A 14,769-nucleotide genomic window follows, 5' to 3' on the forward strand; every position below is an offset into this window, starting at 1 on the left:
GACTTACTGGCTGAACAGGTCTTTTACCGGAAACAGGTCATCGTACTCTGGCGGCTGCTTCTGCCCCTTGGCCTGGAAGGTCTTCATCATGTCGTTGGGACGGAACATACCGGCCTGCCAGGTGGCCATGTACTTAAGACTGTCCTCCACAGAATGGTCCCGACTGTAGTTGATCATTTCCTTACAGCCGGTAACGGCCAGCGGCGAATTGGCAGCAATCCGGGCGGCGATCTCCATCACACCTTCCAGCATGGTTTCGTGATTGTCATATACGGTATTCACGAACCCCAGCCGGTGGGCCTCTTCCGCACCAAATTTACGACCGGTGTAGGCCAGCTCACGCACCACACCTTCCGGTATCAGTTTGGGCAGGCGTTGCAGAGTGCCCACATCCGCCGTCATGCCCAGTTCCGTTTCCTTGATGGTGAAGTAGGCATCGGCGGTGCAATACCGACTGTCTGCCGCGCAGACCAGGTCCAGGGCACCACCGATACAGCCTCCATGCACCGCCGCCAGCACCGGCAGGCGCACCTTCTCGAGGGAGCTCAGGGTATCCTGCAGCTGCAGTACCACCCGGCGCAGGTTCTCGGCCATCCGGCCGGGATCGCCACCCATCGGCACTGCTTTGGGATCGGTAAACACCCCGAGATCCATGCCGGCGGAAAAATGTTTGCCGGTAGACGAGATCACGATGACACGTGCATCGGAGTATGCTTCGATATCTTGCACGCAACGGGGCAATTCCAGCCAGAAGGCCTTGTTCATGGTGTTGAGGGCATCAGGTCGTTTGAACTGGACATGGGCAATGTGATTGGACACATCAACCGAGAAGCTCTGATAGGAGAAGGATTCGGTCACGTTTTGTCTCCGCTGGGTCATTAAAAGCGATAAATATCGGAAATTTTGTAATATTTTCAGCTATTTTCTGATGATTTTCCGTGATTGCCTCCGAATATACCGCTCAACCGCCACAGACGAAAGCGGCGCATTACAACTCCGTCCCAACTCTGCCCTCCGCTTGCCGATAGAAAAACTTGTGCCAAGCTTTAACGTGAACAAATCCTTTTTCGGGATTCATCATCTGATTCAACAGGGAGGAAGCCGGAATGCGCACTTCAGAAGCATTCAGGAAAACATTGCTGGTCTCCATTATGGGGCTCGGTCTCTCCGGCCTCGCAGCGGCACAGGGTTACATGGGGCCCGGTATGATGGGACCCGGTATGGGCCCCGGAATGGGCTATGGCATGGGGCCAGGTATGGGTTACGGCCCTGGTATGGGTTATGGCCCCGGAATGCATGGCATGGGACCGGGCATGGGCTACGGCCCCGGGATGCACCGTGGCATGGGTCCCGGCATGGGCTATGGCCCCGGCCCGGGCATGATGGGGGGCTACCCGGGCATGGGGCCGGGTGCCGGATTGGACCTGACAGATGAACAAAGACAGCGCATGCAGGAAATCCAGAACCGGCACTGGCAACAACAACAGGAGAGAATGCAGGAGATGTACGAGCGGCGTCAGAAATTCCAGGAAGAAATGAACGACGTGCTCACTGACGAGCAGCGCCAACAGCTCCAGGACCGCCAGCGCCAATACTATCAGGGCTGGTAAGGCCGTTTGCTTGACGCGAACCCGCGCCTGCGAGGTGCGGGTTTGTTTGTCAGGCACCCGGCAAAAGGGCGTGCGGTAAACCGCCGAAATAGACCACCCGGGACAATTGGGTGGGCGTCAGTTCCAGCTCATAACAGGTCTGCAAACGCTGCAAGGTTTCGTCTGCATCATGTGGAGCAGGCGCCATTTCCCGGACAAACTGGGCGATATCTTCCACCATGGCCCAGGGATAGAGAATCCACCGCCACTTTCGCACCTCACCGGCACTGAAATCCGCCGGGCAGGTAGTCACCAGTTTTTCATGCAGAACGGCGGTTCTGAGCTCCGCCGGCCCGAGGCGTTCCAGGTACGCGCGGGCGGCCCGCAGGGTATCGCCGCTGTCATTCACATCGTCAACCACCAGCACCCGGGCACCGCGGATATCCGTTGCCAGTGGAATGGTCACCCGAGCCTCCTCACCCTTACTGGCACCGGCCTCATAATGCTGGACACGGATAGAACACAGTGTGCCCAGATTCAGGAAATCACACAGAAAACGCGCAGGCATGAAACCACCGCGGGCGACGGCGACGATCATATCCGGGCGGAACCGGCTTGCCAGGATGTGCCGCGCCACCGTATCGCAGGCATCCACCACATCATCCGGTGTGAGTAACTGGACCTGCATGATTGTTGGCTCTGCCATCGGGCACTCCTTGCTTGTGATCCTGTCTTTCAATTTTATACTCTCTGGAAAGCCACCACAGGAAACTCCATGGATTTCACCTTCCTCGGCACCTCCGCCGGCACACCAACAAAGGCCCGGAATGTCACTGGCCTGGCACTGATGCACGGCAAACCGAAACACTGGTACCTGATCGATTGCGGAGAAGGCACCCAGCACCAACTGCTGCACACCCGCCACTCCGTGATGCAGCTGCAGGCGATTTTTATCACCCACGTGCACGGTGACCACACCTTCGGCCTGCCCGGCCTGCTCACCAGCGCTTCCATGCTCGGCCGTACCGAGCCCCTGTTCCTGATTGCTCCCAGGCCGGTGAAAACCTTTGTGGAAACCGCCCTGGGCAACAGCGATTCCAGCCTGAGCTATGAGCTCAAATTCATCGACTCGGAAGCCGACGAATTCTATTGGGAAGACGACGCAGTCGAGGTCATGACCACCCCGCTCTCCCACCGGGTTTCCAGCCGCGCCTTCACCTTCACCGAGAAGAACCTTGAACGGCAGTTGCTGAAGGACAGACTCGAGGCCGACAATGTCGAACCGGGCCCGGCCTGGGGAGAATTGCAGCAAGGCAGGGATGTGGTGCTGGAGAACGGGACGGTACTTCGCAGTGACCAGTACACCGCCATTACCCGGCAACCCAGAAAAATCGTGGTGGGCGGCGACAACGACAACCCGGAACTACTCGAAGCCGCCTGCCAGGACGCCCATGTGCTGATCCACGAGGCCACCTATACCCAGGAAGTCGCTGACCGCGTTGGCTCCTGGCCTCAGCACAGCTCGGCGGCACAGGTCGCCCGGTTCGCCGAGGCCGTGGGCATTCCCAACCTGGTGCTGACGCATTTCAGCTCCCGCTATCAGCTAAGCCGGGATGCCTACCCCCACATCGGCGAAGTCGAAGCCGAAGCCACAGGGCTGTATCGCGGAACGCTTTTTCTTGCCCGGGATTTCGCCAGCTACCGGCTCGAAAAGGACCTGACACTCCAGCTTCGGGAGCCGGCGGGACAATAGATCAGCATTGGGCCGCCAGCTTCGAACGGCAACGCAGCGCTACTTCATCGAGATGGTGGTATTCACCTCTTCAGACAGATGATCCGGCTCAAACCAGCGTGCGGTGACCGTCTTCGTCTGAGTCCAGAACTGGATCGCCTGCTTGCCATTGGGCCCCAGGTCGCCCAGCTTGGAACCCCGGGAGCCGGTGAAGCTGAAGAAGGCGACCGGCACGGGAATCGGCACGTTGATACCCACCTGGCCCACATCGATATCGTTCTCGAAACGACGGGCGGCCCAGCCAGAACCGGTGAAGATGGACGTGCCATTGCCGTTCGGGTTCCGGTTGATGAACTCGATGGCTTCATCCAGGGTATCCACCTCGACGACACACAGTACGGGCCCGAAAATTTCCTCCTGATAGATGATCATTTCCGGCTTCACGTTGGTGAAGACCGTCGGCCCCACGAAATTGCCCTCCGGATACCCCTCAACCGTGCAACCACGACCATCGAGCGCCAGGGTAGCGCCCTCCTTCTCGCCTTTCTCGATCAGGCCGACGACCCGCTTGAGCGCCTGGGGAGAGACCAACGGGCCCAGATCCGCATCACGCTGGATGCCCGGGCCAACCTTCAGATTTTTCGATTTCTCAATGATTTCCGGCAACCACTCCCGGGCCTTGCCCACCAGAACCAGCACCGAGTTGGCCATACAGCGCTGGCCGGCCGCACCAAACGCTGAACCGATCATGTTGTTGATAGCCTGGCTGCGGTTGGCATCAGGCATGATTACGCAGTGGTTCTTCGCACCCATCATGGACTGGACGCGTTTTCCTGCTGCACCTGCGCGGTTGTATATGTGGGTACCGACGTGGGTGGAGCCAATGAAGGAGACTGCCTTGATATCCGGGTGATCACAGATCATGTTGGCCACATCCGGCCCACCATGGACCACGTTCAACACCCCGGCTGGAATGCCAGCTTCGTGGGCTAGCTCCACCAGTCGCATGGTGGAACTGGGATCCTGCTCGGAAGGCTTCAGGATAAACGCGTTACCGGTGGCAATGGCCAGCGGGAACATGAAACAGGGCAACATCACAGGGAAGTTAAAAGCGGTGATTCCCGCGCCCACGCCCAGCGGCTGGTTCAGCGAATAGACGTTCACGCCACCTGCGGCGTTCTCGGCAATCTCACCCAACTGCAATGATGTGATCGAACAGGCGTGCTCGATGACCTCCAGGCCCCGGCCGACCTCACCCTCGGCATCCGGCAGGGTCTTGCCGTGTTCCTCGGTTATCAGCTCCGCCAGCTCCGTGGTGTGCTCCCGTACCAGAGCCTGGAATTTCAGCATGATGCGCATGCGCTGAACGAGCGGCACTTTGCGCCAATCACGGAATGCCTCCCGGGCTGACGACACCGCCCGCTCAACTTCAGCCTCAGTGGCAAACGGCACCCGGGAAACCAACTCCTGGGTGGCCGGATTAATAACATCGCGCCACTCCGAACTCTCCGAACGGACTGGCTTACCATCAATGAAAAGGGGTATCTCACGAACAGACATGACTGACCTCCGGATGAACGAAACAGGGCGTCGAATAAATATAGACCACTGGATCGTTCCTCGCCGGGTCAGCCGTCGCTCACATTCCCCATTCCTGCCCCGAGTCCGGCGGCATCACCACCCACTCCGGCTCCTCGAACTCTCCCAGCGGAGTGATCTCCACAAAGGGAGCTGCACTGCGGATGATTTCTGTTATGCGGGGGTCCTTGCCCGACTCCATGGCATCCCGCGCTTCCTTGCTGTCCCAGGATGCGATGGCAATCAGGGTGTTCGGCTCTCCAATTTTCCGGTGGAGCATGGTGCCACGGGCGCCCGGCGCCTGTTGGATCAGTTCGCTGGCGCGAACCCAGGCGTCTGCGTATTCCTCGGCGGTGTGGCCTTCCTGGACCCGGACTTCGAAGATAAATTTCATCGCTCGCTCCCATTTCGACTTTGTTTCACGACCATAGTCCGAGTGAATTTGCGTCGAATCAAACCAGCCGGCCAAAGAATTGGCAGCATCCGCTTTTGGATGCCACTCTTTGAGTATGTAGAACAACACGCATTTGCCAAGCCAAACAGGAGAAACACGCCATGTTCAGCAAAATCCTGGTTCCGGTGGACCTGTCTCACCTCGATAAAATGCCCAAAACGCTGGAGATATCCATTGATATCGCCAAACATTACAACTCCACCCTCTGCTACGTGACCGTCACCAACACGACGCCGGGTGCTGCCGCTCACAATCCCAAAGAGCTGGCGGAAAAGCTCCGGGAGTTCGCAGAGGAGCAAGGCAAGTCCCACGGCATCAAGACCCAGTCAAAAGTGATCGAGACGCCGGACACCGCAGTGGAACTTGATGACAGGCTTCTGGATGTGATCAAGGAAACAGGCGCGGATCTTGTGGTGATGGCCTCCCATCCGCCCGGCACCGGCGACCGGCTGCATATTCTGCATTCCAACGCTGCCAGGCTGGTAAAGCATAGTGATGTGTCGATCTTCGTTGTTCGCTAAGCACGGAACATCAGGTCGCTAAATTCCGTTTCTGCCACACCATAACGACCAGTGTGGCGAGAATGACATTACCGGCAAGCATGAAAGGATACATATCCGGCGAGATGCGCAGCCACTCGCCGGTGAAGTTCATCATCGCGTGGAAGACCAGTACCGCCAGGATACTGCGGCCGGTGCGATTGTAGACATGCATGATCATCAGGGTATGGCAGACAATCATGGGCAGCCACCAGTATAGCTCCGGGCTGAAGGTGGTATTGGCATAGTAGCCCGGGAACCAGACAAAGGGCGCATGCCAGGTGGCCCAGACCAGGCCATTGATCACGCCAGACAGGACCGGGTTCAGGTGTTGTTGCAAAGTCTCGAGGTAATAGCCCCTCAGGCCCACTTCCTCAATCGCCGGAAACACGAAGGATAACAGCAGGAGAAACAACAGAGGACCAGGGTTGGAAAACAACCCCCAGTCCGGATCCAGCGGTGTGTCCGTGATACCGAGAAAAACGGCGATACCCGCCTTGGCGAGGTCAAACACCAGCCAAAACAGCAGGATTCCCAACCACCAAGTGGCGGGAATCCGGCGCAAGTCCACCAGTCGCCTGCCCAGATCACGCAACTGGCGCCTGCCGCCGGAAAGCGCCGCCAGTGATAGCCCGGCCACCAAGGGGCTGGCACCGCCTAACAGGAACCACAACAGATTGGGGAAGGCCCAGACCGACGAGTCCGAGAGCAAAACGGGCATCCAGAACAGGTAAGCCCAGCCCAGATACACCAGAGGAAATGCCAGCACCGGATGCGCGCGAACCCAGGTCCCCAGCTTCGCCACCCGCTCTCTCTGCTCAGGCATTGGGAAAACTGATCTCCGTTACATCCACCACAAAGAACGGAAAATAGCGCTCCGTTCCGAAATGGTTGCCCGCCTCAACATGCATCGGCAACCGGAAGCCCTCCACTTCCCGAAACTCTGAGAGATAGCCACCAAAAGGCTGCCAGCGGTATTCCTTTTCCGGATTGGCATTGCTCCAGCGATCAAAGCGCACCTGAATCGGTTGGCCATCCTCTGCAACTGTCACATCCACCGCCTGGGATAACCCGTTATGCCGCACCGTTACCCGGGCAACATTCACATCCACCAGCTCCCAATGCATGTTAGGCCCGGGCAGCAGCGCTGCGGGCGTCCAGAACACGGCTTCTGCCACGTAGCGCCCGAATGCCGAACGGGCATGATCCGGCGTACCCCCCATGCGGGCCACCGGCAGCAATCCCATTAACCAGAATCGTGTCCAGCGACCGGTGTCCGAACCTGAGAGCCGCATCCAGTCGCGCCGCGCATTCATACTCCAGATGAAACCGACCGGCGCCGCCAGGGTCTGCCGGGCCGACATCGCCAGGTATTTTGGTAAGTCCCGATCTCCCATCCCGAACTTTCCCTCCATCGAGAACGTTGCCACGGTATACAGCGGCGTTTCCGGGGCGATGGTGTAGCGAAAGTAACGCCGAGCCGGTTCCGGCAGGTGGTCGACCATGGCCGGGTCGAACCGGGCGGGATCCCGTGGTTGGTGCCGGACCAGTGACTCCACGGTCCGGCAATCTGCCCTGTGATCGGCAAAGCGGCGGGCAGACAGTCCGGCAAGTCCGAGCAAGATCAGAGTGCTGAGTGCGTAGATCACCATGGTTACAGGACTTTCCTTGTCTGTTCGTTTCGGGCCATGAAATTAGCTCTTTTGAGTAATACAAGAACCACCGCCGATTCCCAATACTTGAAATGTGACGCTCATTGCAGTTTCACGCAAGGACCCGGCGACTATCTCAGCCCCGGGAGATGGCTCAACCAGAGCCTGAACAGGGAATAGCGGAGATAACAATGAAAACCTTACCCTTACTGCTCGCACTTGCCGTGATCACCGGCTGTGCGAGCACCGATACCCAGCGCTATGCATCACTGACCCCACCTGCTTCCGATAATTCGGAATCACTTCTGGTCATCCTCTCTTCCGAGCAGAAGGCCGCTGCCACCAGTTCTGTCGGCGAGCTGCTGGCGGACGCCGGGGACGTCGAGTTTTTCAACGTCTATGGCGTTGCCGGCGCGGGGCCGGACGGAGGCATGGTGGTCTGTGGCAACATGAAAGCCAGCGATCCCCGTGGTGGCCCTGCCAGGACCCAACCGTTTGCTTTCTCCAGAGAACGGGCCATGCTTCTGGATGAAGCAACAAACTGGGGATTCGTTAACACCGGTCGCGAAGTGGCACATCCGCACCGCCAGAGGCCTTTTGTCGGCTCCTGGTGGGTTCAGTGTCGTCCGCAAACCTTCTCGGTTCTCGTGGAACGACACCAGGAAAACCAGCGAACCATACAGGCGCTGAGGTAACCGGCCACCCATGAATGCCACGGAGATCGAGCAACGCATCACGTTCGAGGCGCTGGCCCCTCACTTCAACAAGATGCGTGAGTGGGCTGCTATTACCATCCTGGTTCCCCTGACCGTTGTTCTGGTTCTGTGGAACCAGGTGGACCGGGTATTGCTTTCAGGATGGTTCGTTCTTGTGATCGCGGGCATTGGCACCCGCTATCTGCTCACGGCCGCCTACCAGAAGCAGGATGTCACCCTCACCAGTGCCGAACCCTGGCATTGTAAACTCCTTATGTTACAGGTTTACCTCGGAGCCCTGTGGGCGATCGCGGTTTTTCTGTTTGCGGGCACCGAGTCCGTGCCCCATCAGGTATTCATGATCACTATGGCCCTGATCTTGGGCATCGGCTCCATCTCTGCCGGTACCCATTGGCTGCCTCTCTATTACAGCTACGGCATGCCCATCAAGGGCGCTCTGGTGGCACACTTTATCAGCCTCGGAGAAGTCGCCTGGTTTGCCCTGGCGATGATGGTCGCGTTCGCGATTCTGGCGTCCTACAGCTTTGCCAAAAAGCTCAACTCCATCGTGCGTTCGGAAATGCACCTTCGCTTCGAAACCGCCGATCTTGCCGATCAGCTCAGGCAGAAATCCAAGGAACTGCAGACCGCCATTCAGGCAAAGTCACGTACCCTGGCAACAGCGAGCCATGATTTCCGGCAGCCTCTGCACGCACTCTCGCTTTTCTTCGATGCACTCAAAGGCGCGGGCAGCCCACAGGAAGAACAACGCATTCTCCGCCGGATCGATACCTCCCTGGATGCCATGCGCCGGATGTTTGATGCCCTGTTCGATATTTCCCGGCTCGATGCCAAAATTATCCAGCCGGAGCCGGTGGACTTCGACATTGAATTTTTTCTCATTCAGCTATCGGAAGAATTCCGGGAAAAAGCCGAACAGAAGGAACTGGATCTCAGGCTTCATACCCGACCCGCCGTAGTGAGAGTCGATCGGGGCCTTCTTGAGCGAGTGATGCGTAATCTGATCGCCAATGCCATTCGATACACCCGCTCGGGGGGCGTTCTCATCAGCGCCCGTCCGAGGGAGGACTCGACACTTGTCCAGGTATGGGATACCGGCATCGGCATTCCCCGGGAGGCACGGGAGCGAGTTTTCGTGGAGTTCGAACAGGCACACCCCTCTCCCCACGAGGATGAGAGAGACAAGGGGTTGGGATTTGGCCTGGCTATCGTTCACAAGCTCTGTGAGCTGATGGAGCTGCCGCTGGACCTGCGCTCCGACGAAGGCAGGGGATCCGTTTTCAGCCTCACTATTCCACACGGTGATCCGGCCAGGATGAAACATAGGGAAGAGCAACCTGCGGAGCCGATCTGGCAGGCCTCAGGACATCGCATTCTGGTCATCGACGACGACAGGAATGTGCTTAATGCGATGGACATACTGCTGAGGCGCTGGAAGTTCAGGGTCACTGCCGTGTCATCCCTGGCGGAAGCCCTCCGGCAATCACCGGAGCAACCGGACCTGGTGCTGTCTGACTTCAGTCTGGAGGGCTCGAAAAATGGTGTTGAAGTCATCCGGAGCCTCAGGCGACGATATGGGGCCGAGTTACCAGGCATCATTATCACCGGCACCACCAGCTCCCGGCAGCTGCGGGAGGTTGAAAGGAGCGGTCTCAGGATGATTCACAAACCGGTCAGCCCGGCCAGACTCAGGAGCCTCATACAGCGACAGCTCACCAACACTGCCAGTATCGATTAATCCAGCAGACCCAGGCTCCGGGCCTTATGCACACATTCGGTCCGATTGTTGGCATTGAGCGCTTTCAGAATGGCAGCGATGTGGACCTTGACCGTATGTTCCGCTACGAATAATGCGGCCGAGATCTGCTTGTTGGAATAGCCCTTGGCGACCAGCCCGAGAACATCCATCTGGCGCCGGGTCAGGGTGCCATGCTCTGGATGACGGCGGGAATGGTAATGGCTGAGGCGCTCTCGAACCGGTGCGGGCACATAGATCTCACCCGATAACACCTGCTCCAGGGCACGGAGCATGTCGATCCCGCTCTGCTCCTTGGGAATGTAGCCCAGGGCGCCCAGCTCGAGCGCGGTTCCGATACGGACGATATCTTCTTCGGCGGAGACGACAACAACCGGGGTGACAGAGCCGGTTTCCCGCAGCCTTTGGAGAATGGCCAGACCATCCATGCCTGGCATGCCGAGATCGACCAGCACCAGGTCAAAACTGTCCTCTGCCTCAAGCCTCTCGATTGCCTCCTCAGCCCGATTGCATTCTTCAATGACAATGACACCTTCCAGATGACCGAGCAGGTGTCGCATACCATCAATGAAGAGTTGATGGTCGTCCACAATGAACAGTTTCATTGGCGCATCCTGCATTTGGCCGGCTTCCATCCCGGATCCCGGACCTTCCCCAAATTCTAGGACGTTTCCCGGGAAACGCCAGACGACTCCGCCATGATCTGGCGCTCAGGCTCGCCAGGCAGCACGCCCGTCAACCAGGCTTCGATCACTGTTTCTCCTTGCTGGTTCGACAGAACCGCCTCCGCCTTAGCGCGGTTCCTTTCATCCACCTCAGTGATCGTGAACACGCAGGCAATGGTGTCCCCGAAATACACCGGCCGCCGGAACCGGAAATTCATGCCGGATGCAAGCCAGCCGATCTGGCCGCCCACTTCGGTAATCATTCCGCCCACCAGCAGCCCGTGGCAGATACGGCCCTGCAGGTTCTTTTCCCCGGCAAACCGGTCATTGTAGTGAACCGGATTGTGGTCCCGGCTGATCTCGCCGAACGCCAGGGTTTCTTCTTCGGTAAAGGTGCGGGTGATGGTAAAGGAGTCGCCGGCCTTCAGACCCGCAATGGCCTTCTCGCGTATGGGTGACATCAATCCGGATCTCCGATCAACAGCCGCCTGGTTCAGAGATACCGGCCACCGGCACCGATCGCCACAACGACCAATCCCAGTATCAGGTTGGTACCCACCAGCCTGCGGATCTGCGCCACCTGACGCCCGCCCTCCTGGGGATCCTTGTTGGCAACGGCCTGTTTGAGCCGCCGGAAGGGCGCGAAATATACGTGGAAATAAAGCAACATCATCACGATGCCCAGCCCCTGCATGGCGTGGATATGCCAGCCGGCGCCGGCCATACCGCCGAACACGCTGAAGACCATCCAGTAACCGGTCACCAGCAACAGGATCACGGCCGCCCACACCCACCGGAAGAAGCGGGACAAGGTATGGCACCAGAGTACACCGCGCTGGGACGCTTCAATCACCTCGACCACCGCCGGCCGCATGGCCATGTAGGCGAAAAACATGCCGCCGACCCAGATCACGGCGGAAAGGAGGTGCAATGCAACAGCCAGACTCATAAAACGACTCCCGGAAGAGAAATATGTGTGATGAGCATAAGCGCCACCTGCTAGAAAGCCAACCTGTCATGAAGCCAACCCGTCACGAAGTCAGTGCCGACTCCTCCAGCAGCGGCCGGAACAGGCGCCGGTATTCGCCAGGCGTAAGACCGGTGAGGCGCTTGAACAGTCTGCGGAAGAAGGAAACATCCTCGTAGCCTGCGGCCAGGCTCACCTCTTCCACAGACAGATTGCCATGCTCAAGGGCCCTTTTCGCCTCTTCGATACGCAGGTTCTGCAGGTACCCGATGAGGGAGTTTCCGGTGGCCTCCTTGAACCGGCGTTTCAGCGTTCGCTCCGGAAGCGCCGAAGCCTCAACCAGCCGGGAAATGGCACCCGGCTCCCGGAAATGCTCCTTGAGCCACTCCTCGCATTTGCGTACGGCAGAGTCTGCGTGATGGGTCCGGCGAACCAGCCCGGTGAACGGCAACTGGCCCTCGCCATGCCACTTCAGCAGATACACCTTGGCAATACGGAGCGCCTCGCCGATCCCGACATAACGGGCAATGATATGCAGCGCCAGGTCATGCCAGGAGGTTGTTCCCCCGGCTGTCACCAGTCGGCCACCGGGATGAGCATAGACCAGGTTGCTCTCCGGTCGAAAATGCACCTTCGGGTAGCGGGTTCGAAACAGGTCCTGGTAACCCCAATGAGATGTCGCCTCGCAGTGATCCAGCAAGCCGCTTTCCGCCAGCAGCACCGAGCCGGAGCAGGCCGAATAGATGGTCATGCCGGATCGATAACGGTGCTTGATCCAGTCCATCAGGGCCTCATACCGGCCACCGATATCTTCCGCCGGTCCGAGCCAGATTTCCGGCAGGATCAGAAGCTCACCGCAAGGCTCATCGTCGATGGTACACGCGGGTTCCACCGGAATGCCGTGGCCGCAATGAAAGGGCGCGGATTGTATGGACACAATCCGGACATCGAAGGGTTGATAAGGAATGGCGTCCCCTACAAGGGTCTGCCAGATATTTCCGGTGGCCTTCAACACATCCACCATCCCGTAAAGCGCTGACCCGGCGGTTTCCGGTAGCGCCAGAATCAGGACTTTCGTCTGTTTCGGCCCCATTTTCAGGCCCTCCCGACATTTCGTGGCATGAATGCCCTCTTTTTGTCAGAAGTCCATCTGATCCCGCAGCCCCCAAACCCTTACTTTATACCCAGGCGCCGGATAAAGCGCCTCCCGGTTTCCCCGGGGATCCCTACGACAATGAAACAAGGTGAATGAACATGAATACCCAGGTACACATCCAAACCCGCAACGGCCTCGATCTGGTACAAATGGGCCAGACTGTTGAAGCCCTGAAGAACGATCCCGCTCTGGCACAGTTCGAATTCCGGGCCCGCAACCAGTGGGTGAACGGCGGCGAAAACCGCTCCACCATCCGCGGCTTCTACGGCGCCGGCGCCGAGGACACATCCCGGACCGAAGACTATGTCTTCACCAACGGCGAGCCGCCCGTCCTGCTTGGCCACAACGAGGGCGCCAACCCGGTGGAATTCCTGCTGCACGCACTGGCCGGATGTGTGACCACCACCACGGTCCTGCATGCCGCAGCGCGGGGTATCACCATCCACAAGCTGGCCACCAAACTGTCCGGCAACATCAACCTGGAAGGTTTGCTGGCGCTGAATGATGAGGCCACCATCGGCTATGAAAACATCCGCATCGTGATGGATATCGAGGCCGATTGCAGCGATGAGGAACTGGATGACCTGCTGAGCTTCGCCAGGGACCATTCCCCGGTCTGCAATACCGTCTGCCGACCGGTGCCCGTTACCCTCGAGCGGGCCTGACCGACAACTCCGGGGCGGCCTCCGCCCCGGAGTCCCCAACCGGCTGGTTGATTCGACCTCTGGTATTCGGTGGGTGCCGGGACTTTCAGGTATGATCGGGATTAAGTCGACGCCCAGCCGCCAGGAGTTGTATGTCATCACCCGTGGTATTTGCCGTTTTTGCGGTCATCCTGATTTCAGTCTCGGTGTTCTACCTGTTTTTCTATCGGACCTGGCGCCGCAAACGCGAGCTCAGCGAGCCCTTTCCTGAGCAGTGGCGGCCGGTGCTTGAGCAGCAGGTACCCTTCTATCGCCGCTTGCCGGAACCACAAAAAGAGATCCTGGAACGCTTCGTTCAGCTTTTCCTCTCGGAAAAAGACTTTTACGGCTGCGACGGCTTTGAAGTGGACGAACGTGTTCGGCTGACGATTGCCGGCCACGCCTGCCTTCTGCTGCTTGGCCGCTCCTTCTCCCACTACGACGATATCCGCAGCATCCTGGTGTACCCGGATGTGTACCGCGTACAGCACGCCTGGGAACATGGCATGATCGTTCACGAGGGCGAGGAAGTGCGCGCGGGAGAAGCCTCAAGCCACGGCCAGGTGGTGCTGGCCTGGAGCGAATGCGAGCATGCCGCCAACGATTCCCACAGTCCGCATAACGTGATCCTCCACGAGTTCGCCCACCAGCTGGATTACCTGGACGGCTCCGCCGACGGCGCGCCTCCGCTCAGCGGCGAGCAGGCCAGACACTGGCAGAAGACCATGACGAAGGCCTATGAGCACCTGCGAAACACCATTGAGCATCACCACAAGCCCTGGCTCGATCCGTATGGTGCCACCGAACCGGCGGAATTCTTCGCGGTGCTGACCGAAGCGTTCTTCCAACAGCCGGAGCACTTGCGACACGAGCAGCCGAAAGTGTTCAACGCTCTAAGAGACTACTACCGATTCGACCCGCTGAATCCGGGCTAATGACTGATCCCGAAGTGTTTCAACACAAGCACCATCACCAGGTAACACAATGCGGTGATGGCAATTGAAATAATCAGGCTCAGATAGAAATTCATCCCCTTGCCCAGCAACAGGGGCAGAGCAATGAACAGGGCCAGAGAAGGCAGTACCAGCCAGAAGATGCTGGACGCCAGGTCACTGATCTTCTGGACATCCCCCGTATCCACATACAGCCAGATCATGGCGAGGACGGAAGTCAGCGGAACTGAAGCGAGAATAGCGCCAATCACGGAGCTGCGCTTGGCGATTTCCGAGATAAGGACCACCAGGACAGCGGTCACAGCCACTTTAGTGATGTAGTAAACCAA

General features: G+C 58.5%; 18 protein-coding genes. 7 read left to right on the forward strand and 11 right to left on the reverse strand.

Annotated features, from left to right (window positions below; translation table 11 throughout):
• Positions 1–3: 3 nt before the first annotated feature.
• Complete coding sequence (locus ACQUTG_RS14515) at positions 4–858, reverse strand: crotonase/enoyl-CoA hydratase family protein (protein ID WP_428920092.1); 855 nt, start codon at positions 856–858, stop codon at positions 4–6.
• 248 nt (positions 859–1,106) lie between these two features.
• Between ACQUTG_RS14515 and ACQUTG_RS14520 the strand changes: the two genes are divergently transcribed.
• Complete coding sequence (locus ACQUTG_RS14520; protein WP_428920093.1) at positions 1,107–1,610, forward strand: hypothetical protein; 504 nt, start codon at positions 1,107–1,109, stop codon at positions 1,608–1,610.
• Between the two features lie 49 nt (positions 1,611–1,659).
• Here the strand turns inward: ACQUTG_RS14520 and ACQUTG_RS14525 are convergent, their stop codons facing one another.
• Positions 1,660–2,295, reverse strand: a complete 636-nt coding sequence (locus ACQUTG_RS14525; protein WP_428920094.1) for a phosphoribosyltransferase — start codon at positions 2,293–2,295, stop codon at positions 1,660–1,662.
• A 69-nt stretch (positions 2,296–2,364) separates the two neighbouring features.
• On the opposite strand from ACQUTG_RS14525, the gene ACQUTG_RS14530 reads away from it, so the two are divergent.
• The gene (locus ACQUTG_RS14530; protein WP_428920095.1) at positions 2,365–3,342 is read left to right on the forward strand and encodes a ribonuclease Z; all 978 of its coding nucleotides are present in this window, start codon (positions 2,365–2,367) and stop codon (positions 3,340–3,342) included.
• Between the two features lie 39 nt (positions 3,343–3,381).
• Here the strand turns inward: ACQUTG_RS14530 and ACQUTG_RS14535 are convergent, their stop codons facing one another.
• Complete coding sequence (locus ACQUTG_RS14535; protein WP_428920096.1) at positions 3,382–4,881, reverse strand: CoA-acylating methylmalonate-semialdehyde dehydrogenase; 1,500 nt, start codon at positions 4,879–4,881, stop codon at positions 3,382–3,384.
• A 79-nt stretch (positions 4,882–4,960) separates the two neighbouring features.
• A complete protein-coding gene (locus ACQUTG_RS14540; RefSeq protein ID WP_428920097.1) occupies positions 4,961–5,293 on the reverse strand; it encodes an antibiotic biosynthesis monooxygenase family protein in 333 nt (110 codons plus the stop codon).
• Between the two features lie 161 nt (positions 5,294–5,454).
• On the opposite strand from ACQUTG_RS14540, the gene ACQUTG_RS14545 reads away from it, so the two are divergent.
• Positions 5,455–5,874: a universal stress protein gene (locus ACQUTG_RS14545; RefSeq protein WP_428920098.1), complete on the forward strand. Its 420-nt coding sequence runs from the start codon at positions 5,455–5,457 to the stop codon at positions 5,872–5,874.
• 10 nt (positions 5,875–5,884) lie between these two features.
• Here the strand turns inward: ACQUTG_RS14545 and ACQUTG_RS14550 are convergent, their stop codons facing one another.
• Both ACQUTG_RS14550 and ACQUTG_RS14555 read right to left on the reverse strand, forming a co-directional pair.
• Positions 5,885–6,718, reverse strand: coding sequence for a CPBP family intramembrane glutamic endopeptidase (locus ACQUTG_RS14550; protein ID WP_428920099.1), 834 nt, complete (start codon positions 6,716–6,718; stop codon positions 5,885–5,887).
• Entirely contained in the window at positions 6,711–7,544 is an 834-nt protein-coding gene (locus ACQUTG_RS14555; protein ID WP_428920100.1) for a DUF6544 family protein, read from the reverse strand. The genes ACQUTG_RS14550 and ACQUTG_RS14555 overlap by 8 nt, the downstream gene beginning before the upstream one ends.
• A 191-nt stretch (positions 7,545–7,735) precedes the next feature.
• Between ACQUTG_RS14555 and ACQUTG_RS14560 the strand changes: the two genes are divergently transcribed.
• Entirely contained in the window at positions 7,736–8,239 is a 504-nt protein-coding gene (locus tag ACQUTG_RS14560; RefSeq protein WP_428920101.1) for a hypothetical protein, read from the forward strand.
• Between the two features lie 10 nt (positions 8,240–8,249).
• Positions 8,250–9,998 carry a hybrid sensor histidine kinase/response regulator gene (locus tag ACQUTG_RS14565; RefSeq protein WP_428920102.1) on the forward strand — a complete coding sequence of 583 codons (1,749 nt, stop codon included), beginning with the start codon at positions 8,250–8,252 and terminating at the stop codon, positions 9,996–9,998.
• Here ACQUTG_RS14565 and ACQUTG_RS14570 read toward each other — a convergent pair.
• The 4 genes from ACQUTG_RS14570 to ACQUTG_RS14585 all read right to left on the reverse strand — a co-directional run bounded on the left by ACQUTG_RS14570 (position 9,995) and on the right by ACQUTG_RS14585 (position 12,741).
• Entirely contained in the window at positions 9,995–10,621 is a 627-nt protein-coding gene (locus ACQUTG_RS14570) for a response regulator (protein ID WP_428920103.1), read from the reverse strand. The two genes, ACQUTG_RS14565 and ACQUTG_RS14570, sit on opposite strands and share 4 nt — an antisense overlap.
• Positions 10,622–10,677: 56 nt before the next feature.
• On the reverse strand, positions 10,678–11,142 hold the full coding sequence (locus ACQUTG_RS14575; protein ID WP_428920104.1) for a MaoC family dehydratase: 465 nt from the start codon (positions 11,140–11,142) through the stop codon (positions 10,678–10,680).
• A gap of 32 nt (positions 11,143–11,174) precedes the next feature.
• Positions 11,175–11,630: a CopD family protein gene (locus ACQUTG_RS14580; protein WP_428920105.1), complete on the reverse strand. Its 456-nt coding sequence runs from the start codon at positions 11,628–11,630 to the stop codon at positions 11,175–11,177.
• An 82-nt stretch (positions 11,631–11,712) separates the two neighbouring features.
• Positions 11,713–12,741 (reverse strand): GlxA family transcriptional regulator, encoded by a 1,029-nt coding sequence (locus ACQUTG_RS14585; protein ID WP_428920106.1) that lies wholly within the window; start codon positions 12,739–12,741, stop codon positions 11,713–11,715.
• A 161-nt stretch (positions 12,742–12,902) separates the two neighbouring features.
• Between ACQUTG_RS14585 and ACQUTG_RS14590 the strand changes: the two genes are divergently transcribed.
• Both ACQUTG_RS14590 and ACQUTG_RS14595 read left to right on the forward strand, forming a co-directional pair.
• Positions 12,903–13,469 (forward strand): OsmC family protein, encoded by a 567-nt coding sequence (locus ACQUTG_RS14590; protein ID WP_428920107.1) that lies wholly within the window; start codon positions 12,903–12,905, stop codon positions 13,467–13,469.
• A 131-nt stretch (positions 13,470–13,600) separates the two neighbouring features.
• Positions 13,601–14,422, forward strand: coding sequence for a zinc-dependent peptidase (locus tag ACQUTG_RS14595; RefSeq protein ID WP_428920108.1), 822 nt, complete (start codon positions 13,601–13,603; stop codon positions 14,420–14,422).
• On the opposite strand, the gene ACQUTG_RS14600 is transcribed toward ACQUTG_RS14595, so the two are convergent.
• A complete protein-coding gene (locus tag ACQUTG_RS14600) occupies positions 14,419–14,769 on the reverse strand; it encodes a DUF3147 family protein (protein ID WP_428920109.1) in 351 nt (116 codons plus the stop codon). The two genes, ACQUTG_RS14595 and ACQUTG_RS14600, sit on opposite strands and share 4 nt — an antisense overlap.

This window comes from Marinobacter sp. DUT-1, assembly GCF_050379415.1.
Lineage (GTDB): Bacteria > Pseudomonadota > Gammaproteobacteria > Pseudomonadales > Oleiphilaceae > Marinobacter.